Raw genomic sequence first — 21,404 nt, 5'->3', positions numbered from 1 at the left:
GCCGCGGAGGGTCGGTCAGGCGGGGGACAGATCGCCGTCGGAGTCGGCGGGGAAGCGGTTCTGCATGCTGCGGGCAGCCATCTCCAGGTAGCCCCACAGCGTCGCGTCCTGCTCGGCGGGCAGGTCCAGGGAGTCGACGGCGGCGCGCATGTGCGTCAGCCACGCGTCGCGCTCGACCGGTCCGATGGCGAACGGCGCGTGGCGCATGCGCAGCCGCGGATGCCCCCGCTGCTCGGAGTAGGTGGTCGGCCCGCCCCAGTACTGCTCCAGGAAGCCGCGCAGCCGGGTCTCGGCGCCCTCCCAGTCGTCCTGGGGGTACATCGGCTGCAGCACGGGGTCGGTGCGGACGGCGGCGTAGAAGCGCTGCACGAGCGTGCGGAACGTGGGCTCGCCGCCGACCTCGTCGTAGAAGGTCCGCGCCGACGGCAGGGACCGCCTCGACTCGCTCATTCCCTGGTTGCTCCCTCGGCGTCGACCGTCGCGGGCACCTGGCTGCGCGTGCCCCGATAGGCCCACAGCGTCGGCGCGACCGCGATCATTCCGAGCCCGCCCGCGACCGCCACCACGATCGAGGGGCCCACGGCCTCCGCGGCCAGGCCGGAGGCCAGCGCGCCGAGGCCCTGGATCCCCGAGAGCCCGCTGGCCGCGACCCCGAACGCCCGGCCGCGGTAGGCGCTGGGCACCGCCTGCACGAAGGCGACGTTGAGCGGGATCGTCCACGCCCCGGCCAGGCCGGAGACGAACAGCAGCGCCACCAGGGCCCAGTACGTGCCCGGTCCGGGTCCGCCGGCGACGGCGACCACCCCGCCGACCAGCACCGCGAGCAGCGAGACGAGCACCAGGGGCTCGACCAGGCGCTCCCTCCGGCCGGGCGCCACGAGCCGCGCGATGGCCAGCCCACCGATCGTGAGGCCCAGGGGGTTGGCCGCCAGCAGCACGCCGACCGCGGTGGGACCCTCGCCGAGCTCGTCGACGAGCGGGGCGGCGATGCCCTCCGGCGCGTAGAGGAACCCGGTCGCCAGCCAGGCGACGCCGACGATCGCCATCAGCCGCGGGGTGCGGCGGATGAAGCGCAGACCCTCGACGGCGCCGCGCCAGAGCGTGGACGGTTCCGACCCGTCGGCGTCGGTGGGGGCCGGACGCCGCTGGAGCCCGGCCCACAGCCACAGCCCGGACACCAGGAAGGTGACGGCGTCCACGATCAGGGCGGTGCTGGGGCTGAACACCAGCAGCAGCGCGCCACCGGCGAGGAAGCCACCCACCTGGGCCAGCTGCACGGTGATGCCGGTGAGGGAGGTGGCGACGGCGTAGCGGTCGCCGTCGAGGACGTCGGCCATGAGGGCGGAGCGGGCGGCCTCGAAAGGGGGCGCGCACATGCCGACGACGAACAGCAGGAACAGCAGCAGCCACAGCGGGACACCCGGCAGGGCCATCAGCCCGACCAGCACCGCGCGGAGCAGATCGGTGGTGATGAGGACCTGACGGCGGGGGAACCGGTCGGCCAGGACCGACAGCAGCGGCCCCCCGACCAGCCAGGGCAGGTAGCCGATGGCGAAGGTGAGCGCCGCGAGCAGGGGGGAGTCGGTGCGGGCGTAGACCAGCACCGTGAGGGCCACGCGAGCCAGCTCGTCGCCTGCGGCCGACAGCAGGAAGGTGCCGAACAGCGGGCGGAACTCCCGGACGGCGAACACCTCGCGGAAGGTCGCCTGGCGCACCGGTTCCCCGGAGGTGGCGCTCTGCCGCGCGTCCGGGGTCAGCGGGACCCCGCCCCGACGCCGGAGGCGCTGCCCAGCAGCGGCACGAGGCGGGGCGGGCCGTCGTCAGCGGCGAGCACGGTGGGTGATCCGGTCATTACCGAAATACTGACAGGTCAGGAGGGCGTCGTCAGCGCCCGGTGACGCGTGTCCGGCCGGGAACGTTCCGATATCTCACGAAGTGAGACCGGTGTGCGCCGCGAGGAAGGCGAGCTGGTCGGCGGCGAGCCCGACCGTCCGGCTGACCGCCCGGGCGCCGTGCCCCACCGATGTCTCGTTGCGCAGCACGATCGGTGCCTCCGACGTCGTGGCGTGCTGGAGCGCGGCGGCGAGCTTGCGGCCGTGCAGGGGATCGACCCGGGTGTCGGACCCGAACGTCGTGAAGAGGGTCGCCGGATAGGCCGTGCCCTCGCGGACGGCGTGGTACGGCGAGTAGCCGAGCAGCCAGCCGAGCTCCACCGGGTCCTCGGCGGTGCCGTACTCGTCGCTCCAGGTGCGCCCCAGCCCGAACTGTTCGTACCGGACCATGTCCAGCAGCGGCGCGCTGCAGACCACGGCGGCGGCGAGGTCGGGGCGCTGGGTGAGCGTGGCCCCGACCAGCAGCCCGCCGTTGGAGCCGCCCATGACCGCCAGCTGCTCGTGCGTCGTCCAGCCCTCCGCCACCAGGTGCTCCCCGGCCGCCGCGAAGTCGTCGAACACGTTCTGCTTGCGCTCGCGCATGCCGGCGCGGTGCCACTCCTCGCCGTGCTCGGAGCCGCCGCGCAGGTTCGCGACCACCCATACGCCGCCGGCCGCCACCCAGGACAGCGCCTGCGCCGAGTAGGCCGGCGTCAGGGAGACGTTGAAGCCGCCGTACCCGTAGAGCACGGTCGGCCGCGGGCGGTCCGGGGCCCCGGTGCCGGAGAGGACGAACAGGTGCACCGGCGTGCCGTCCTGCGAGGTCGCGTGCGTCTCCACGACGGTCAGCTCCGGCACCTCGCCGGCGACCGGCGCCTGCTCCCATGCGGTGAGCGTCGCGGGCTCGGCGGAGCTCCAGCGCAGGACCGACGGCGGGGTGGCGTAGTCGGTGTAGCCCACCCACGCGGTCGTGCCGCCGGAGTGCGGGGCGCTGACCCCGGCGATGCTGCCCGCGCCCGGAGCCGGCACGTCGGCGACCTTGCCGGTGCCGTCCGCCGCCCACAGCGACAGCCGGTCGGTCGCGTCGACGGCGTGCACTGCCAGCACCTGCAGGGTGCCGTCCGGGCCGTCGACGAGCGCGATGTCGGAGAGCACGGCGTCGTCCTGCTGCGGGATGACGTCGGTCCACGCCTCGGGCGCCCACGACGCCGGATCGGTGGGGTCGGCCACCGCGAGCCGCCAGCGCGGGGCGTCGCGGTCGCTCATCAGCCAGAGCCGGCCGTCGCGGGCCACCCAGGCGGCGGTCTGGGCGTCGACCCCGATCTGCAGGTCGCGCAGCACGGCGTCGCCGGCGAGGTCGGCCAGCCAGACGTCGTCGCGCGGCGCCGTGCCGGCCGAGGCGGAGACGACCAGCCAGCGGCCGTCGGAGCTGGTGCGCACGCCGTAGTAGTTGGTGGGGTCGAGACCCTCGCCGTGCACGAGCACGTCGTCGGCCGGGTCGCCGCCGACCCGGTGCCGCCACACGCGGCGGTGGTACTGCTCCTCGCCGGCCGGCACCTGGTCGGGGGCCAGCCGGCGGACGTAGAAGAGCTCCTCGCCACCGGGCAGCCAGCCGACGGGGGAGTAGCGGCACCGGTCCACGGGGCCGTCGAGGACCTCGCCGGTGGCGACGTCGAGGACGAACAGCTTCGACTCCTCGTCGCCGCCGCTGCTGATCTGGTAGGCCAGCCGGTCGCCCTCCCAGGACGGCGACCACGCGTCGAGCGTCGTCGTCCCCTCTGGGCCCAGCTCCATGGGGTCGACCAGCACACGGACCGTGCCGTCGGCCTCGCGGACCCGCAGGACGGCGTGCTCCTGGCCGGGGTCGCGGCGGGTGGAGAAGGCACGCTCCCCGCGCCACACCGGGAGCCCGACAGCGCCGGCGTGCACCAGCTGCTCGAGGCGCTCGGCGAACCGGGCACGCAGCGGCAGCTCGGCGAGCACCTCCGCGGCGATCGCCTCCTGGGCCGCCGACCACTCCTGGGTGCGGGGGTCGGCGGGGTCCTCCAGCCAGCGGTAGGGATCGGCGACGCGGGAACCGTGGAGGTCCTCGACGATGTCCAGCCGCGGGGCGTCCGGGTAGCGCATTCCCGGCACGCTAGTCGCCGCCGGGGACACCCTCCCGGGCCCGTCCGGGCGCATCCCGCGAAATTCCACTGCGCCGATGGGCACCCGCCGGGTCAGAATGGGGCTGCCCGCGGGTCGCGCAGCACCCGGTGGTCCGGGGCGTCCGGAGGTGATCCGTGCCGCGTTCCGCGCCCGAGTCGACGTCGGCGGGTCATCCAGGCCCGCGTCGCGACCCCGTCCCGCCGCTCGTCCCCCTGCCCTCGACGGCCACGACGTCGGCCACGTTGCTGCTCAACGCGACCTACGAGCCGCTGTGCGTCGTGTCCAGCCGGCGAGCCATCGTCCTCGTCCTGGCGGCCAAGGCCGAATCCGTCGACGTCACCGCCGACGTGGTGCATTCCGAGACCGTGAGCCTGCCCGTGCCCGTCGTCGCCCGGCTGACCCGTTACGTGCGGGTGCCCTACCCGGCATCGGTGCCGCTGTCGCGCCGGGCCGTCTTCACCCGCGACGCGCAGACCTGCGTCTACTGCGGGGGCTCGGCCACGAGCATCGACCACGTGGTCCCGCGCAGCCGCGGGGGCACGCACACCTGGGACAACGTGGTGGCCGCCTGCCGCCGCTGCAACCACACCAAGGCCGACCGGTCGCTGGCCGAGCTCGGCTGGAAACTGCCGCATCCGCCGCGCACCCCGAGCGGTGCGGCCTGGCGGCTGCTCGGAGCGCGCACCGTCGACCCGCGCTGGCGGGCGTGGCTGGGCGTCCCGGAGAGCGTGAGCGCCTGAAAGGACCCCGTCCTCCTCGTTCCTCGCGAGCTCCCGCCCACGAGCCGGGGCTCACCGGCCGCAGTGGTGGGCGGGCGTCGGGCAGGCGGTCGCCCGATGGGTGGAACCCCTGGTCGGGGCCGGACAGGGACGTGCGGCCGACGTACGGTCCTGCCGCATGTCGACACGGTGCGGGCGATGAGGCATCAGCGGGTTTTCGCGCTGCTCTGCGGCGGTTGCGCGGTGGCCTGCGCCTCGTTCGGCATCCTCTGGTGGGCTGCCATCGGTGATGCCGTGCTGGGCGTCATCTTCCTGGTCCTGGCCGCGCTGCAGATCCCGTCCTACTACCTGTTCACGCAGACCACACGCCTGCGTGCCAAGCGGGACGCCGAACGCCAGACGGCAGAGGCCACCGGGGGTCGAGTTCCGGGCTCCGCCGACCTCGGAGCCCCCAGCGCCCCCGGTCCGAGCGCCGGGGAGATCGTCGTCGAACGCCCGACGGGCTACTACTTCGCCCTGTTGAGGCGCTACTGGATCCTGATCGACGGGCGCAGGGTCGGGGCCGTCAAGCGGGGTGCGACGCTGCGGACGACGGTCACCCCGGGGCCGCACACGGTGGTTGCCAGGATCGACTGGACGGGAAGCCCCTCCATCGACGTCGACGTGCCTGCCGGCGGCCGGGTGGTTCTCGACGTGGAGCCATCGAGTGATCCCATCGCAGGCATGTTCAGCACGGACAAGATGCTCAGTCTGAGGGTGAACGGCTGACGGGATGACCGCGCTCCGGTCCCGCGGTCACGGAGGCCCGGGTGAGCGTCAGAGCCGGGCGCCTCCGGCTAGCGTGCTGATCCGTGACCCAGTTGCACGACCTGACCGCGCTCGAGCAGGCCGCCGCCGTCCGCGCGAAGGAGGTCAGCCCGACCGAGCTGGTCGACTCCGCGCTGGCCCGGATCGAGCAGCACGACGCCGGTCTCGGCGCGTTCATCACCGTCACGCCCGAGCGCGCGCGGGCCCAGGCCGCCGCGGCCGAGGCCCGGGTGCGGGCGGGCGGGGAGCTGCCGCCCCTGCTCGGCGTCCCGACCGCGATCAAGGACCTGAACAACACCGCCGGTGTCCGGACGACGTTCGGCTCCGCGGCCCTGGCCGACTTCGTGCCGCAGGTGGACGACGCCGTCGTCACCCGGTTGGCCGACGCCGGGACGATCAGCCTGGGCAAGACGAACACCCCCGAGTTCGGCTTTCCCTGCTACACCGACAACGACCTGGTCGGGCCGGCCCGGTGCGTCTGGGATCCCACCCGGCTGGCCGGCGGCTCCAGCGGGGGAGCGGCGGTGGCCGTGGCGGCCGGGTTCGTGCCCTTCGCCCAGGGCAGCGACGGCGGCGGCTCGATCCGCATCCCCGCCAGCGTCAACGGGCTGTTCGGGATCAAGCCCACGCGCGGCCGCATCAGCAACGCCCCCTACGGCAGCGAGGTGACCGGCCTGGGCACCAGCGGACCGCTCGCCCGCACCGTGCGCGACGCGGCGGCGATGCTGGACGCGATGGCCGGCCCGGAGATCGGCGACCCGTTCTGGGCGCCGCCCCTGCCGCCGGGGGAGACCTTCCTCGGCCACGCCGACCGCGAGCCCGGGCGGCTGCGGATCGGGCGGTACACCGAGTCGGCCATGCCCGGCGTCGAGCTGGAACCCGAGGTCGCCGCCGCCTTCGACGACGCCGGCCGCCTGCTCGAGTCGCTCGGGCACACCGTCGAGGACGTTCCCCACGGGCTGCTGGACCCCGCGGTGCTGCCCTCCTTCGAGCGGGTGTGGGCGCTGAGCGCGACCACGCTGCCCGTGCCGCCGGGGCGGGGCGACCGGCTTCAGCCGCTCACCCGCTGGATGCAGGGCCGCGGGCTGGCGCTGTCGGCCCGGGACGCCATGGAGGCGATGTTCGCCCTGCGCGTCTTCTCCCGGCAGTTCCTCCGCGCGACCGCCGGCTTCGACATCCTGCTCGCGCCGGTGCTCACCATGACCCCGCGGCCGATCGGCTGGTTCGGTGCCGACGGCGAGGGCGGCCCGGACTTCGAGCGGCAGAAGCGCTACGCCGCGTTCACCGCGCTGTTCAACGTCACCGGGCAACCAGCGGTCAGCGTGCCGCTGCACTGGACCCCGGACGACCTGCCGGTCGGGACCATGCTCGTGGGGCGGCCGGCGGACGAGGCGACGCTGGTCGCGCTGTCGGCCCAGCTGGAGGCCGCCCGGCCGTGGGCGGGACGACGCCCCGCCGTCTGGACGGCGAGCCGGTGAACCGGGCGCGTCACCGGTAAGTTGTCCCCCGTGAACGTCGCCGAAGCCCTCCTCGTGTTCGCGGGCATCCCGCTGGCCATCGTCGTCGTCCTCGCGGTGCTGACCCTCAAGCCCGGCGCCGACCGGCGTCCGCGCTACAAGCCGGGTCAGGCCTGGGACTACGCGCCGATCTGGTTCGAGCCGCACCCGGCGCACACCGGCGGCCACGACCCCGCCCCGGCGCACGGCCCGGCCGCGGTGCCCGGCAGCAGCGGCACGGCCGCGCTCGGCTCCTCCATGTACCCGGAGCAGCCTGCGGAGCGCAACACCGACACCGGTGACTCAGCCGGTCCCGCGGCCGGTCGGTCGCAGGGGGCCACTGCGCACGCCCCTCAGCCCGCCGGCCCGCTCGGCGGCGCCCGCGGCACCTGGTGACGGTGCTCCGGTGACCCTTTCCGACGTCCTGACGAACACTCCCGGAGACCGGCGATGACCCGCGCGCTTGAAGTTGACTCCCACGACACCGCCACGGCCACGACCGGCGCGGCCCGCACGGACCAGGGTGGCTCGGCGGCCGACCAGGTCTTCAGCTACAAGGAGCTGGCCCGCCTCGACGAGGCGCTGACCATGTCCTCCCGGGAGACCGGCCTGCGCTTCACGCTCTACGTGGGTGAGCTGCGCACGCCCACCCGGGCGCACGCCGAGGAGCTGCACGCCCGCTCCGGCGCGAACCCCGCCGACGCGGTGCTGATCGCAGTCTCGCCGGGGCAGCGCGTGGTCGAGGTCGTCACCGGCGCCTCCTCCGCCCGCCGGCTGCCCGACCGCGCCTGTGCGCTCGCAGTGCTCTCGATGACGAGCTCGTTCGCCAACGGCGACCTGGTCGGCGGCATCGTGAACGGTCTGCGCCAGCTCTCGGACCAGGCCGGCCACCCGGCGTCCCTGCGCCACTGAGGCCACCACGAAGGCGCCGCCCCCGGTAGGGGAGCGGCGCTTTCGTGCGTCCCCCTGCTCGCCTTGTTGATCAGGTCACCTGATCGTTCCGGGTCCTGCCTCGCGGTCGACCGTGAGGTAGGACCCCTGTTGATCAGGTCACCTGATCAACAGGGCGGCGGCCGGGAAGACATGACGGAGCCCCCTCCACCAGCCGGTGGAGGGGGCTCCGTCGTCCTCGCGGCTCAGGCCTCGGCGTGCCCGGCGTCGGCGTCCCGCTCGCGGGCCCGCAGCGCGCGGGAGATGCCGTCCCGGCCCTCGAACACCAGCCGGCGCAGCGCCGCCGGCTGATCGGCGTCGGAGAGCCAGGCGTCGGCGGCCACGAGGGTGCGCGGCTCGACCACCGGGGGGAACAGGTACTGGACGGCGTTCTTCGCGATCTCGCCGGGCCGGTGGTCCCACAGGGGCCGGATCTCGGCGAAGTACCGGTCGACGTACCCGGCCGTCAGCTCCCGCTGGGCGTGGTGCCAGAAGCCCTGCAGCATCGCCTCGTGCACGGCGTTGGGGATCGTGGCGTCGGTGAAGGCCCGCTGCCAGGTCTCCTCCTTGGACTCCGCCGAGGGGCGCAATGCCCGAGCGGTGGCGGCCCGGCGGATGCCGGTGGCCGTGGCGTCCCGCTCGGCCTCCGCGTCGATCTCCGCGTCGCCCACCGCGCCGATGGCGACCAGCCCGTGCAGCAACGCCCACCGCGCGTCGGCGTCCACGGTCAGCCCCTCCAGGGAGCGGGAGCCGTCGAGCAGGCCACGCAGCATGGCGGCGTGCTCGTCGCTGCGGGCGGCCGTGGCCAGGGTGCGCGACCACAGCAGCTGCTCGTCACTGCCGGCCGGCGCGGCCTGGAGGGCGGCCAGGGCGTGGTCGGCCAGCTGCGTCCAGCCCGTCGGCGCCCAGGACGGGTCGGCGAAGGAGGACAGCGCCGTCTGGGTCCGGGCCAGCAGGGACTGGATCACGCTGCTCTCGGTCTCGGCGCCGATCCCGGCCAGCACGAGCTGCACCCACTCGCGGGCCGGCAGCTCGGCGTCGCGGGTCATGTCCCAGGCGGCCGACCAGCACAGCGCGCGGGCCAGCGAGTCGGGCATGGCGCCGATCCGGGTGCGCAGCGTCGCGAGCGACCGCTCGTCCAGGCGCAGCTTGGCGTAGGTCAGGTCGTCGTCGTTGACCAGCACGAGGTCGGCCGCCGGGTGACCGGCCAGCTCGGGCACCTCGGTGCGCGCCCCCGCGACGTCGAGCTCCACGCGGTGGGTGCGGGTCAGCCCCTCGGGACCCTCGCTGTAGAGCCCCACGGCCAGCCGGTGGTTGCGCAGCACCGGGTGCTCGGCGACGGCGGTCTGCTCGATGGCGAAGCCCGCGTAGCGTCCGTCGTCGGTCAGCTCGACGACCGGGCGCAGGGTGTTGACCTGGCTGGTCCTGAGCCACTGCTCGACCCACTCGGTCAGGTCGCGCCCCGAGCTCTCCGACAGGGGCGCCAGCAGGTCGGCCAGCGTGGTGTTGCCGTACTCGTGCGTGCGGAAGTAGCGACGCACGCCGGCGAGGAACTCGTCGCGCCCGACATAGGCCACCAGCTGCTTGAGCACCGAGGCACCCTTGGCGTAGGTGATGCCGTCGAAGTTGACGGTGACCGCCTCGACGTCGGGGATGTCGGCGGCGATCGGGTGCGTGGAGGGCAACTGGTCCTGCGCGTAGGCCCAGGCCTTCTCGGCGTTGGCGAACGTGGTCCAGGCCGTCGTGAACTCGGTGGCCTCCGCCTGGCACAGGGTGCTGATGTAGGTGGCGAAGGACTCGTTGAGCCACAGGTCGTCCCACCAGCGCATGGTCACCAGGTCGCCGAACCACATGTGGCCCAGCTCGTGCAGGATCGTCTCCGCGCGCCGCTCGTACCGGGCCCGGCTGACCTTCGACCGGAAGACGTAGTCCTCCAGGAACGTCACCGCCCCGGCGTTCTCCATCGCCCCGGCGTTGAACTCGGGCACGAAGAGCTGGTCGTACTTGTCGAACGGGTACGGGTAGTCGAAGACCCGGTGGTAGAAGTCGAACCCCTGCTTGGTGATCGTGAAGATCGCCTCGGCGTCGAGGAACTCCGCCAGCGAGGCCCGGCAGTACAGGCCGAGCGGGATGCCCTCGTGGAGGTCGGTGACCCGTGCGTAGGGACCGGCGATGAGCGCCACGAGGTAGGTGGAGATGCGCTTGGTCGGCACGAAGTGGACCAGCTGGGAACCGCCCTCACCGGCCTCGATGGTGCGGTCGCCGGTGTTGGAGACGACCTGCCAGTCGAACGGCGCGGTGACGTGCAGGGTGAACGTGCCCTTGAGGTCGGGCTGGTCGAAGCAGGTGAACATCCGCTTCGCGTCGGCCGGCTCGAACTGCGTGTACAGGTAGACCTGCCCGTCGACCGGGTCGAGGAAGCGGTGCAGGCCCTCGCCGCTGTTGGAGTAGCGGCAGTCCGCCGTCACCACCAGCGTGTTCGTCTCGGCCAGGCCGGGCAGCGGCAGGCCGCCGTCCTCGGTGTAGGTGCTGACGTCGAGCTCGGTGCCGTTCAGGGTCGCCGACAGCACGTTCTCCGCGACGAGGTCGATGAAGGTGTCCGCGCCCGCCCGGCGGCTGGTGAACTCCACCGTCGTCGTCGACCGGAAGGTGTGCTCGCCGGGACGTCCGGCGCCGTCGGTGACGTCGAGGGAGATGTCGTAGCTCTGGACCTCGAGCAGGTCGGCGCGGGCAGCGGCATCGGTGCGGGTCAGGTTGGGTACGGCCACTCGCGCAGCTTTTCACGGGGTGGCGCGGGTCCGCGCAGGGGAACAACCGTGGTGCGCCACGCCTTGCCAGCCACCAGACGACGTCGGGCGCTCAGGTGCCCGGCCATTGAGCGAGGAGTACGGATGACCGAGGCAGTGCAGAGCGCCCCCACGAAGGCCCGCGTCGATTTCTGGTTCGACCCGCTGTGCCCGTGGGCCTGGCTCACCAGCCGCTGGGTGCTCGAGGCGGCCAAGGTCCGCGAGATCGACCTCCACTGGCACGTCATGTCGCTGGCGGTGCTCAACCGCGGGCGGGACCTGCCCGAGGACTACCAGGAGATGATGAAGAAGGCGATCGGCCCGGTCCGCGTGGCCGTCGCCGCCGCCCAGCAGCACGGCGACGAGGTGCTCGGTGACCTCTACACCGCCATGGGCACCCTCCGGCACCACGAGCAGCTGGAGCTCGACGAGCTCATCGCGCCGGCACTCGAGCGCGTCGGGCTCCCGGCGTCGCTGGCCGATGCCGCCGAGTCCACCGAGTACGACGAAGCGCTGGAGAAGAGCCACCACGCGGGGATGGACCCGGTCGGCGACGACGTCGGCACTCCCGTCATGCACATCGACGGCGTCGCGTTCTTCGGCCCGGTCATCAGCAAGGTGCCCACCGGTGAGGACGCCGGCAAGGCGTTCGACGGGGCCGTCCTGCTGGCCAACCTCCCGGACTTCTGGGAGCTCAAGCGCACCCGCTCGACCGGCCCGGACATGGACTCGGTGCCCGCCGACGCCCTGGAGCTCACCCGCTCCCGCTGAGGGAGGACCCCGGTGCATCCCTCCCGGCGGGGCCGTTCCACGACGTGACGGTGGGGGGCGGCATGCTGTCGGTGTGCCGCACCCCACTCGTCAGCGCATCTTCGTCTCCGGTGCCAGCGCCGGCCTCGGCGAGGGCATGGCCCGCCGGTTCGCCGACATGGGGCGCGACCTCGCGCTGTGCGCCCGCCGGGTCGACCGGCTGGAGAGCCTCCGCGAGGAGCTGCTCGCCGCGCACCCGGGCATCCGGGTCGAGGTCGCCGCGATGGACGTCGACGACCCCGGGTCGGTCGCCACGGTGCTGCCCCGGCTCGCCGACCGGCTCGGTGGCCTGGATCGCGTGATCGTCAACGCGGGCATCGGCAAGGGCGGCTCGATCGGCACCGGGTCCGCGGCGGAAAACCGCGCCGTGCTGCTGACGAACGTCCTGGGCTCCCACGCGCAGTGCGAGGCCGCGATGGAGCTGTTCCGCTCCCAGGGGATGGGGCACCTGGTGCTGATCTCCTCGGTCGCCTCGGTGCGCGGCATGCCCGGCACCCGGACGGCGTACGGCGCGAGCAAGGCGGCGCTCAACTCGCTGGCCGAGGGCATCCGCTCCGACGTCTACGGCTCGCAGATCGTCGTCTCGACGATCCTGCCCGGCTACATCGCCACCGACATCAACGTCGGTCGTCGCGGCCCGCTCACCGTGGGCCTGGACAAGGGCGTGAAGGCGCTCACCGAGGTGATCGAGCGGGAGCCGGTGCGCGGCTACGTGCCGGAGCTCCCGTGGCGGCCGGTCGCCGGGCTGCTGCGCCTCCTGCCGCTGTCGGTGGTCCGGAAGCTCACCGGGAGCTGAGCGTCACCAGCTGATCCGCATCGGGCGGCCTCGCAAGTCGACCGAGCCGTCCCCGACGCACTCGCCGCGGCCCTCGGCCAGCCGCTGCGCGGACCACGCGGCGGCGCAGGCGTCCAGTGCGTCGATCACCGGGACGCCGGCCGGTGCCTCCGCCAGCGCCTCCTCCACGTCCATCGCCGTCCGCAGCGCACGCAGCCGCTGGACCGTCCCGCGGGCGGTTCCCTTCCGGTCGCGGACGTCGGGGGACAGAGCGCGGAAGGACAGCTCCGGGTGGACCTCGACGACGCGGTCGGTGGCGGGCTCGCCCAGGGCGTCGTCGAGCTGTCGGATGGCCTCGACCAGCTGGAACGCCTGGGCGGACGGCGCGCGTGGCGGAGTGGTGTGGGCGCGGGAAATCGCTCGCGCCTCGGCGTAGTCCCTGGCTCCCAGAACGGCGCGCACCGGCGTCAGGAAGACCGAGCTGCGCAGCGGCCCCAGCAGCTTCTGTGCTCCGACGTCGCAGGCGCGGACGCCGTCGTCCGAGAGACCGATGGGCATGTCGATGGCGATCAGCTCGACGTCCGGAACCGCCAGCACGGCGTCGACGTCGTCCAGGACCCGGATCTCGACCGACCGACGGGAGAGGAGGGCGCCCACCCAGCGGCCCCGCCACCCGTCGACCCCGAGCACCGTCACGCCGGGAGCCTGACAGACTCGCCGGCATGCGCGTCTTCATCGGTACCGACCACGCGGGCCTGGAGTTCAAGGAGCACCTGAAGAAGGTGCTGACCGACGCCGGCCACGAGCCGGTGGACTGCGGAGCCTTCGAGTACGACGCGCAGGACGACTACCCGCCGTTCTGCTTCGAGGTGGGCGAGCGGGTCGTCACCGAGCCCGGGTCGCTGGGCGTCGTCATCGGCGGATCGGGCAACGGCGAGCAGATGGCCGCCAACAAGGTCCCCGGCGTCCGTGCCGCCCTCGTCTGGAACACCGCCACCGCGCAGCTCGCGCGGCAGCACAACGACGCCAACGTCGTCTCCATCGGTGCCCGCCAGCACAGCGCCGACGAGGCCGCGGCGCTGGTGCTGGAGTTCCTGGCGACGCCGTTCAGCGAGGACGAGCGGCACGTGCGCCGCATCGGGCTGATCGCCGACTACGAGCGCGACCGGCACCGCCCCGCCGGCGGCCTGCCCACCCGCACCGACCACCCCTGACCGCAGGCGCGGTGCTGGAACGGCCCCGCCGCAGGGGCCCGCGCCGAGCGTAGCGAGGGCTGGGGAGCAGCGGGGTCCTCTCAGAAGTCCTCGGAGGCCGACGGCGCAACCGGCCAACCGAACGCGGTACTGGCGAGCGTGACCGCGCCCGGACTCACCTCGGTCACCCGCCCGGCGCCCTGCAGCGTCGCCAGCGAGACCCCGCCGAGGTAGGCCGACGACAGCGCCTCGATCCCGAGCACGAGATCCGGATCGCGGTCGGTCTTCCCGCAGTACCCGCCCGCCGGGTGCCCGGACAGCCGCCAGCGGCCGTCGTTCCACGGGCAGAACGGGTCGCGCACCTCCAGCACCAGGTCGATCGGCGCCGGGTAGCGGCGGGCGGCCAGGGCGCGCCCGACGTCGACGAGCCGCACCCACAGCGCGTCGACCGGCCGGGCGTTGAGCGCGCGGAAGTCCTGCAGCAGGTGGGGCAGCGGGTCCTCGGACGAGAGGCTCGGCGCCTCGAGGGTGCGCATCAGGTCGTGGGAGAGCAGGAACTGCCACAGCGCCGCGTAGGCCGCCGGCGTCGTGGCGCGCACGTCCTCGACCTTCAGGACGCCGTCGGGTTCGCCGGCGTCGGTCCAGCGCGCCTTCACGCGGTAGGTGACGTAGCCGGTGACCGAGCCGTCGTCCTCGGTGTGCAGCGCGAACCGGCGGGCGGTCGCGCCGTGCCGCCGTTGGGGGATGTCGAGCAGCGCACGGTTCCACCAGCGCTGGTCGCGGGCGGTGTTGCCCGGCACGAAGCGGCGCACTGCCTCGTGCACGGCCGCTGCCGGCGCCCGGAACGCGTCCTCGTCGACCATGCGCACCTGCCCGCTGCCGGTATGGACGTCGCCGCGCAGCCGGAGGCGCTCGAGCTGCCCGGTCCACCCGCCGCGCCGGCTGCCCACCCCGTAGCCGAACCGGCCGTAGATCGAGGCCTCCGCCGCCCAGAGAGCGGCGACCGGCTCCCGCTCCTGCTCGTGCAGCTCGGTCAGCTGGCGCCGCATGATGGCGGTCAGCACGCCGCGCCGCCGGTGGGTGGGGGAGACCGTCACCCAGGTGACCCCCGCCATCGGCACGACGGCGCCCGGCACGGTCATCTGCATGCTGTAGATGCCCGACGTCGCCACGACCCGGCCATCCTCGACGATGCCCAGCGACCGGTCCAGCTCGGCGACCGGCGGAGGCTCCTCCAGGTAGGGGCCGTCGGGCTCGTGGCCGAACACCGAGCTCATGGCCCGGGTGACCGCCGGCCACTCGTCGACGGTGAACGCGCGCAGCTGGGAGGAGACGTCGGCCACGCACTGTGTCTACCTGCCGGGTGCGACGGGCGGCCAACCGATATCGGTGCTCGTTCTGCGGCGGAGGCGTACCGCGGGAACCGCTAGGGCCGGCCGCGCGGTGACATAGTGCGCCGATGGATCCGGAACGACCGATCGGCTGGTGGGTGAAGCGGCTGGACACCCTCCTGGACGAAGCCGTCGACGCCGTCGTCGCCGGTGAGCAGCTGACCCGGCGGCACTGGCAGGTCCTGCACTCGCTCGCCGAGGGGCCGGTCCAGGAGCCCGCGCTGCACGCCGCCCTCGCCGACTTCGGCGCCGCCGACGAGCTGGCCGGGGTCGTCGCCGAGCTGATCGGCCGCGGCTGGGTGGTGACCGGGCCGGTCGGTGTGGCTCTCACTCCCGACGGCGTCCTCGCGCACGACCGGGTGGCCCGGTCGGTGGAGCGCGTCCGGCGGCACGTCGCCGACGGGCTCTCCCGGCAGGAGTACGAGCGCACCATCCTGGTGCTCGACCGGATGGTCCAGAACGTCGAGCGGGCGCTCGGCCGGCGCTGACCTGGCGGGTGCATGCGCCCGACGTCGCTAGGGTCGGACGGTCCACCGCTCCCCTGACCGACGGAGGCCGCGCCCGTGCGCTCCCGCACCCTGCCGCTCGTGGTCACCGCCGGGCTCCTCGCCGCGTGCACCGGCACCGACGACGGCCCCGGGGACGACGGCGCCACCGTCGTCCTCTCCTCGCCGGAGGAGGACCTCACGCTGGTGGCCGACGAGGATCCCGCCGCCGCGTCGGTGAGCACCAGCCGGGCCCTGTTCCAGCGGTCCGGCGTCGCCGTCGTGGCGAGCGCCGACGACCGGGCGGGCACGCTGCTGGGATCGTCGGCGGCCGTGGGGCTCGGTGTTCCGCTGCTCCTCGTCGGCTCGGACGCCGGTTCCGTGTCCGACGAACTGGACCGCCTGGGCGCCACGGACGTGCTGGCGGTCGGGGAGGTGGAGCTGCCCTCCGGAGGCCCCGAGGTCCTCGCCGTGCCGGCGACCGCCGACGCGGTGGGGCGGGCGAGCGGGCTGGAGTTCGCCGGCGAGGACGAGGTGCTCGCCGACGGCGACGCCGCGGCCGTCGCCGGACTCGACGTCGAGGACCTGACCGCTCTGCTCACGGGGGACCAGGCATCCGGGTCGCCGGCCGAGGACTCGCTGCCGTCGGTCGAGCGGGCCGAGCCGCTGGCCGACACCGTCGTCCTGGCGACGGGGAAGTCGGTGGCCGGGATCGCGACCGCTCGGGCGGCCGGCGCGCGCGTGGCGCTGACCGGCGGAAGCGCCGATCCGCGGGCGTCGGCCGACGTGGTGTCCGCCCTGGCGGAGACGCCCGACGCCGCCGTCGTCGCGCTCGGCGCCGGCTTCGCCGCCGAGGACGGGTTGGACTGGAAGACCGCGACCGCGGCCACGGGCGAGCAGCTGCCCGGCGGCGGCCAGCTGCTGTTCCCGGGCCGGTTGATGGTGGCGCTCTACGGACATCCGGGGACGTCGTCGCTGGGGCTGCTGGGGGAGCAGGACCTCCCCGGCGCCATCAGCCGCGCGCAGGAGGTGGCCGCTCCCTACGAGGAGACCGTGGACGTCCCCGTCGTGCCGGCGTTCGAGGTCATCGCCACCGTCGCGTCGTCGGGCGCTGGGGGCGACGGCGACTACTCCTACGAGGCGCCGGTCGAGCAGCTGCGCCCGTGGGTGGAGGCCGCGGGGAAGGCGGGGCTCTACGTCGTCCTGGACCTCCAGCCCGGGCGCACCGACTTCCTCGCGCAGGCCAAGCGCTACGAGGAGCTGCTCGAGCTGCCGCACGTCGGCCTGGCGCTGGACCCGGAGTGGCGGCTGCGCCCCGACGGCGTCCACCTCACCGAGATCGGCCAGGTCGCCGTGGACGAGGTGAACTCGGTGATCACCTGGTTGGCCGACCTCACGATGGGGAACGCGCTGCCGCAGAAGCTCCTGGTGCTGCACCAGTTCCAGCTGCGGATGCTGCCCGGTCGCGAACGGCTGGACCTGACCCGGGACGAGCTGGCGGTCATGATCCACGCCGACGGTCAAGGGGCGACGGCGGACAAGCTGGCCACGTGGGCCGCGCTGCGGGCCGGTGCCCAGCCGGAGCTGGCCTGGGGCTGGAAGAACTTCATCGACGAGGACGTCCCGATGCTCTCGCCCGCTGAGACGATCGCCCGGGTCTCGCCGACTCCTCAGCTGATCAGCTACCAGTAGCGCCCGGACCCTCCCGTTTCGTCGGTGGGCTGTGGTGTGCTGACCGGCACATCGATCCCGGAGGTGCATGCAGGTGACCAGCGTCGCGCTCGGCCCGACCGAACAGCTCGATCCGCGGCTCCTCGAGCACCGTCGGGAGCTCACCGGCTACTGCTACCGCATGCTCGGTTCGATCTTCGACGCCGAGGACGCGGTGCAGGAGACGATGGTCCGCGCCTGGCGGGGGATCGCCGATTTCGAGGGCCGGTCGGCGCTGCGGTCGTGGCTCTACCGGATCGCGACCAACGTCTGCCTCGATCAGCTCAACGGCCGACAGCGGCGGGCGCTGCCGATGGACCTCTCCGGCTCGCCGTACCCGCCGGTGGAGGCGTCGCTGGCCGGCCGCCTTCCGGCCTCGGCGTGGGTGGAGCCGGTCCTCGACCGCCAGGTCATCCCCGAGGACGGCGACCCGGCCGAGCAGGCCGTGGCCAAGGAGTCGGTGCGGCTGGCGTTCGTCGCCGCGCTGCAGCACCTGCCGCCGCGTCAGCGGGCGGTGCTGATCCTGCGCGAGGTGCTGCGCTGGAAGGCCGAGGAGGTCGCCCAGCTGCTCGACACCACGGTGGCCTCGGTCAACAGCGCGCTGCAGCGGGCCCGCGCGACCCTGGCCGACCTCGACGGCCGGCCCGCGCCGCGGTCGCTGGACTCCGACGACCGCGCGCTGCTCGCCCGCTATCTCGACGCCTTCGAGCGCTACGACATCGACGCGTTCGTGCAGCTGCTGCACGAGGACGCCACCCAGCACATGCCCCCGTTCCAGATGTGGCTGAAGGGCCGCGAGGACATCGGCACCTGGATGCTCGGGCCCGGTGCCGGCTGCAAGGGCTCGAAGTTGATCCAGACGTCGGCCAACGGGACGCCTGCGGTGGCGCAGTACCGCCCGACCGAGGGCGGTGGTCATGTGCCGTGGGGCTTGCACGTGCTGGAGATGGAGGACGGCCGGATCGCCCACATCTCCAGCTTCCTGAACCTCGACTGCGAGCTGTTCGCCGCACTCGGCCTGCCCACGACGTTGTAGACGCAGGTTGCGGCCGTCGGTCGGGACCGGCTCAGGAGGGGGTCGGGCGGACGACGACCGGTGCCGACTCCGTCCCCGGCGGCGTGAGCGGTGCGCCACCCAGCGGACGCCGGACGAACGCGACCGCGACCAGCGCTCCGGTGACCAGCAGGCCGGCCAGAATCAGCGTCGCGGTGCGGAAGCCGGCAGCGAACGCCGTCGGGTCGGTGTGGTCGCTCCCGCCCAGGCCGGCGGCCACGGGCACGACGGCGACCGCGAGGAGACCGGCGGCTCGCGCCACGGCGTTGTTGACCCCGGAGGCGACGCCCGCGAACCGGTCTGCGGCGGAGTCCAGCACGGTGGCGGTCAGCGGGGCGACCAGCAGGGTGAGGCCGGATCCGAAGAGGACCACCGCGGGCAGCACGTCGCCCAGGTAGGAGGCATCCGGGCCGATCCGCAGCGTCAGCAGCACGCCGCCGGCCGACACCAGGGGTCCGGCGGTGAGCAGGGCGCGCGGGCCGATCCGCTGGGCCAGCGCACCGACGCGTGCGGAGAACAGCAGCATCAGCACCGTCACCGGGAGCAGTGCGGTCCCGGCCAGCAGCGGGCTGAACCCGGCGACCACCTGCAGGTGCAGCACCAGCAGCACGAAGAGGGCACCGAGGGCGGCGTAGACGAACAGCGTGGCGGCGTTCGCCGCGGTGAACTGCCGGTCGGCGAACAGCGCCAGTGGGACCAGGGGGTGCCGGGACCGCCGCTCGACCAGGACGAAGGCCGCCAGGGCGAGACCACCGGCCGCGGCGCTCAGCCACACCCCCGGCCCGGCTCCCTGGTCGCCGGCGGCGGTGAGGGCGTGGGTGAGCGCGCCGAGGCCGGCGGCGACCAGCGCCGTCCCCGTCCAGTCCAGCTGGCTCGCGGCCGCAGGGTTCCGCGACTCCGGGACGTGGCGGGCCGCGACGGCGACCACCAGGACGGCCAGCGGCACGTTGACGAGGAAGACCGCCCGCCAGCTCCACTCCACCAGCCATCCCCCGACAAAGGGCCCGATCGCGCCGGCGACGCCGGAGAGCCCGGACCAGGCCCCCACCGCGGCTGCCCGGTCGGGGCCGGAGAAGGAGGCCGAGATGATGGCCAGGCTGCCCGGCGTCAGCAGGGCTCCGCCGACCCCCTGGAGGGCGCGCGCGGCGACCAGGGTGCCGATGTCGGGGGCCAGGCCGCACAGCAGGGAGGCCGCGGCGAACCAGCACACGCCGACGACGAAGATCCGGCGGCGCCCGTAGCGGTCGCTCAGCGACCCACCCAGCAGGATGAGCGCGGCGAGCGTGAGCGTGTAGGCGTTGACCGTCCACTGCAGCCCGGCGAAGTCCGCGCCGAGGTCGCGCCCGATCCGTTCGAGGGCGACGTTGACGACCGTCGCGTCGAGCATGGCCACGCCTGAGCCGAGGACTGTCGCCAGCAGCACCCAGCGTGCCTGGGGCGTGCCCATGCGCAGGCCGGTTCCTGCCGCGGACGGCACAGCCATGGTCGCTCCTCCTCGGCAGGCCGCGGGCGGCTCACCGCTGTGCAACGTCGGTGGCCACCGGCGATTCCCTCCGGCAGGCGCGCGGTGAGCCGGGGGTAGGCGGCGCCACGCCGTGTGGCCCTCGACACACCGACGGCGACGGCCGTCAATTCCTCAACTACCCGTGAGTCCCTGCCTGCGTCGGTCCCCCGAGAGGACGTCATGACTGATCCGTCCACGTCCACGAGCCCCGCCGCCGTCACGACGGACGTGCTGGTCGTGGGGTCGGGGCCCGCCGGAGCGTCCGCGGTCCTCTTCCTCGCCACGTACGGGACCTCGGCGCTGCTCATCACGAAGTACGGCCGGCTCTCCGACACCCCCCGCGCGCACATCACCAACCAGCGCACCATGGAGACGCTGCGCGACATGGGCCTCGAAGACCGGCTGATGAGCGAGGCGACCCCGTGGGAGTACATGGGGAACACGACCTTCTGCACCAGCCTGGCCGGCGAGGAACTGGGCCGGATCCCCTCGTGGGGCACCGACACCGTGCGCCATGCCGACTACGAGCTGCAGAGCCCGACCACGATGCTCGACGCCCCGCAGACGATCACCGAGCCCCTGCTGGTCCAGGCGGCGCAGGACCGCGGCGCCCGCGTGCGGTTCGACACCGAGTACCTCAGCCACGTGCAGGACGACGAAGGCGTCACGACCACGGTCCGCGACCGGCTCAGCGGTGCGGAGTACACGATCCGGTCGAAGTACCTGATCGGGGCCGACGGTGCCCACAGCATGGTCGCCGCCGACCTGGACCTGCCGTTCGAGGGACCGGGGCCGTCGCCGGGGCGCTGAGCATCGTCTTCGAGGCCGACCTCTCGCGGTTCGTCGCCCACCGGCCCGCCGTCCTCTACTGGATGCTGCAGCCGGGCGCCGAGAAGGAGGGCGTCGGGCTGGGCGTGCTGCGCATGATCAAGCCCTGGGACGAGTGGATGCTCATGTGGGGCTACGAGGTCGCCGCCGGGCCGCCCGAGCTCACCGACGACGTCGTCCGGGAGCTCGCCGTCAAGCTCGTCGGCACCGACGACTTCGAGATGCGGGTGAAGCCGCGCTCACCGTGGACGGTCAACCACCACTTCGCCACCACGATCGCAAGGCACGGGTCTTCTGCGCCGGGGACGCCATCCACCGCCACCCGCCGACGAACGGGCTGGGCTTCAACACCTCGATCCAGGACTCCTACAACTTGGCCTGGAAGCTCGCGCACGTGATCTCCGGGGCGGCGTCCCCGGCGCTGCTGGAGTCCTACGACGCCGAGCGCGCCCCGGTCGGCCGCCAGATCGTGGAGCGGGCCAACCAGAGCATCGCCGACACCGGGAAGATCATCGCCGCGCTGGACCTGTCCGACACCATCGACGTCGAGAAGCTGGAGGCGCAGCTCGCTCTCCGCAAGGCACCCGGGCCCGAGGGGGAGAAGGTGCGGACCGCGCTGCGCGAGGCGATCGCCTACAAGGCCTACGAGTTCGACGCCCACGGCGTGGAGCACAACCACCGCTACGCCTCCTCCGCCATCGTCCCCGACGGCACCCCCATGCCCGAGTTCCGCCGGGACCCCGAGCTCTACGCCCAGCCCACGACCTGGCCCGGCGCCAAGATCCCGCACATCTGGGTCACGCGGGGCGGCCACCGGGTGTCGACCCTCGACCTCGTGGGGCGCGGCCGGTTCGCGCTCGTCACCGGGATCGGCGGGGAGGCCTGGCTCGATGCGGG

Annotated in this window: 18 protein-coding genes and 1 pseudogene; 12 read left to right on the top strand and 7 right to left on the bottom strand. The window is 73.7% G+C overall.

Annotation, left to right across the window (positions count from 1 at the left end):
- Window positions 1-15 precede the first annotated feature (15 nt).
- The 3 genes from C5508_RS10100 to C5508_RS10090 form a co-directional block, all read right to left on the bottom strand.
- Window positions 16-450: a globin gene (locus C5508_RS10100; RefSeq protein ID WP_104524815.1), complete on the bottom strand. Its 435-nt coding sequence runs from the start codon at window positions 448-450 to the stop codon at window positions 16-18.
- Window positions 447-1,715, bottom strand: a complete 1,269-nt coding sequence (locus C5508_RS10095; RefSeq protein WP_104524814.1) for an MFS transporter — start codon at window positions 1,713-1,715, stop codon at window positions 447-449. The genes C5508_RS10100 and C5508_RS10095 overlap by 4 nt, the downstream gene beginning before the upstream one ends.
- Window positions 1,716-1,928: 213 nt before the next feature.
- Complete coding sequence (locus C5508_RS10090; protein WP_104524813.1) at window positions 1,929-3,998, bottom strand: prolyl oligopeptidase family serine peptidase; 2,070 nt, start codon at window positions 3,996-3,998, stop codon at window positions 1,929-1,931.
- A gap of 155 nt (window positions 3,999-4,153) precedes the next feature.
- Here C5508_RS10090 and C5508_RS10085 point away from each other — a divergent pair, with 155 nt between their 5' ends.
- The 5 genes from C5508_RS10085 (at window position 4,154) to C5508_RS10065 (ending at window position 7,953) form a co-directional block, all read left to right on the top strand.
- Complete coding sequence (locus tag C5508_RS10085; RefSeq protein ID WP_232797037.1) at window positions 4,154-4,759, top strand: HNH endonuclease; 606 nt, start codon at window positions 4,154-4,156, stop codon at window positions 4,757-4,759.
- A gap of 222 nt (window positions 4,760-4,981) precedes the next feature.
- Window positions 4,982-5,506, top strand: coding sequence for a hypothetical protein (locus tag C5508_RS10080; protein WP_157944055.1), 525 nt, complete (start codon window positions 4,982-4,984; stop codon window positions 5,504-5,506).
- An 83-nt stretch (window positions 5,507-5,589) separates the two neighbouring features.
- On the top strand, window positions 5,590-7,023 hold the full coding sequence (locus C5508_RS10075) for an amidase (RefSeq protein WP_104524811.1): 1,434 nt from the start codon (window positions 5,590-5,592) through the stop codon (window positions 7,021-7,023).
- 30 nt (window positions 7,024-7,053) lie between these two features.
- A complete protein-coding gene (gene ctaJ / locus C5508_RS10070; RefSeq protein ID WP_104524810.1) occupies window positions 7,054-7,437 on the top strand; it encodes an aa3-type cytochrome oxidase subunit CtaJ in 384 nt (127 codons plus the stop codon).
- Window positions 7,438-7,491: 54 nt separating this feature from the next.
- The gene (locus C5508_RS10065; RefSeq protein WP_104524809.1) at window positions 7,492-7,953 is read left to right on the top strand and encodes a DUF5130 family protein; all 462 of its coding nucleotides are present in this window, start codon (window positions 7,492-7,494) and stop codon (window positions 7,951-7,953) included.
- A gap of 224 nt (window positions 7,954-8,177) precedes the next feature.
- Here the strand turns inward: C5508_RS10065 and pepN are convergent, their stop codons facing one another.
- A complete protein-coding gene (gene pepN, locus C5508_RS10060; RefSeq protein WP_104524808.1) occupies window positions 8,178-10,739 on the bottom strand; it encodes an aminopeptidase N in 2,562 nt (853 codons plus the stop codon).
- Between the two features lie 123 nt (window positions 10,740-10,862).
- On the opposite strand from pepN, the gene C5508_RS10055 reads away from it, so the two are divergent.
- Complete coding sequence (locus tag C5508_RS10055) at window positions 10,863-11,528, top strand: mycothiol-dependent nitroreductase Rv2466c family protein (RefSeq protein WP_104524807.1); 666 nt, start codon at window positions 10,863-10,865, stop codon at window positions 11,526-11,528.
- A 73-nt stretch (window positions 11,529-11,601) separates the two neighbouring features.
- Window positions 11,602-12,363, top strand: coding sequence for an SDR family oxidoreductase (locus tag C5508_RS10050; RefSeq protein ID WP_104524806.1), 762 nt, complete (start codon window positions 11,602-11,604; stop codon window positions 12,361-12,363).
- 3 nt (window positions 12,364-12,366) lie between these two features.
- Here C5508_RS10050 and C5508_RS10045 read toward each other — a convergent pair whose 3' ends face one another.
- Window positions 12,367-13,038 carry a DUF429 domain-containing protein gene (locus C5508_RS10045; RefSeq protein ID WP_104524805.1) on the bottom strand — a complete coding sequence of 224 codons (672 nt, stop codon included), beginning with the start codon at window positions 13,036-13,038 and terminating at the stop codon, window positions 12,367-12,369.
- Window positions 13,039-13,064: 26 nt separating this feature from the next.
- Here C5508_RS10045 and C5508_RS10040 point away from each other — a divergent pair, with 26 nt between their 5' ends.
- Entirely contained in the window at window positions 13,065-13,556 is a 492-nt protein-coding gene (locus C5508_RS10040) for a ribose-5-phosphate isomerase (RefSeq protein ID WP_104524804.1), read from the top strand.
- Between the two features lie 80 nt (window positions 13,557-13,636).
- On the opposite strand, the gene C5508_RS10035 is transcribed toward C5508_RS10040, so the two are convergent.
- On the bottom strand, window positions 13,637-14,878 hold the full coding sequence (locus C5508_RS10035) for a GNAT family N-acetyltransferase (RefSeq protein ID WP_104524803.1): 1,242 nt from the start codon (window positions 14,876-14,878) through the stop codon (window positions 13,637-13,639).
- A gap of 116 nt (window positions 14,879-14,994) precedes the next feature.
- Here C5508_RS10035 and C5508_RS10030 point away from each other — a divergent pair, with 116 nt between their 5' ends.
- The 3 genes from C5508_RS10030 (at window position 14,995) to C5508_RS10020 (ending at window position 18,157) form a co-directional block, all read left to right on the top strand.
- A complete protein-coding gene (locus C5508_RS10030) occupies window positions 14,995-15,414 on the top strand; it encodes a MarR family transcriptional regulator (RefSeq protein WP_104524802.1) in 420 nt (139 codons plus the stop codon).
- Between the two features lie 75 nt (window positions 15,415-15,489).
- On the top strand, window positions 15,490-17,103 hold the full coding sequence (locus C5508_RS10025; RefSeq protein ID WP_104524801.1) for a hypothetical protein: 1,614 nt from the start codon (window positions 15,490-15,492) through the stop codon (window positions 17,101-17,103).
- Between the two features lie 67 nt (window positions 17,104-17,170).
- Window positions 17,171-18,157 (top strand): sigma-70 family RNA polymerase sigma factor, encoded by a 987-nt coding sequence (locus tag C5508_RS10020; protein ID WP_104524800.1) that lies wholly within the window; start codon window positions 17,171-17,173, stop codon window positions 18,155-18,157.
- A 31-nt stretch (window positions 18,158-18,188) separates the two neighbouring features.
- Here the strand turns inward: C5508_RS10020 and C5508_RS10015 are convergent, their stop codons facing one another.
- Window positions 18,189-19,658, bottom strand: a complete 1,470-nt coding sequence (locus C5508_RS10015) for an MFS transporter (protein ID WP_104524799.1) — start codon at window positions 19,656-19,658, stop codon at window positions 18,189-18,191.
- A 201-nt stretch (window positions 19,659-19,859) separates the two neighbouring features.
- Here C5508_RS10015 and C5508_RS20710 point away from each other — a divergent pair.
- A pseudogene (locus C5508_RS20710) lies at window positions 19,860-21,404 on the top strand (FAD-dependent oxidoreductase); the annotation flags it as partial.

Source organism: Blastococcus atacamensis, assembly GCF_002938425.1.
Classification (GTDB): domain Bacteria; phylum Actinomycetota; class Actinomycetes; order Mycobacteriales; family Geodermatophilaceae; genus Blastococcus; species Blastococcus atacamensis.
This window is presented reverse-complemented; position numbering and strand designations above follow the sequence as displayed.

Bases quoted from the DNA above. Each gene is read 5' to 3' on its own strand.
- C5508_RS10100 (WP_104524815.1), bottom strand. From the start codon at position 450: ATGAGCGAGTCGAGGCGGTCCCTGCCGTCGGCGCGGACCTTCTACGAC.
- C5508_RS10090 (WP_104524813.1), bottom strand. From the start codon at position 3,998: ATGCGCTACCCGGACGCCCCGCGGCTGGACATCGTCGAGGACCTCCAC.
- C5508_RS10065 (WP_104524809.1), top strand. From the start codon at position 7,492: ATGACCCGCGCGCTTGAAGTTGACTCCCACGACACCGCCACGGCCACG.
- C5508_RS10055 (WP_104524807.1), top strand. From the start codon at position 10,863: ATGACCGAGGCAGTGCAGAGCGCCCCCACGAAGGCCCGCGTCGATTTC.
- C5508_RS10040 (WP_104524804.1), top strand. From the start codon at position 13,065: ATGCGCGTCTTCATCGGTACCGACCACGCGGGCCTGGAGTTCAAGGAG.
- C5508_RS10030 (WP_104524802.1), top strand. From the start codon at position 14,995: ATGGATCCGGAACGACCGATCGGCTGGTGGGTGAAGCGGCTGGACACC.
- C5508_RS10020 (WP_104524800.1), top strand. From the start codon at position 17,171: ATGCAGGTGACCAGCGTCGCGCTCGGCCCGACCGAACAGCTCGATCCG.
- C5508_RS10015 (WP_104524799.1), bottom strand. From the start codon at position 19,658: ATGGCTGTGCCGTCCGCGGCAGGAACCGGCCTGCGCATGGGCACGCCC.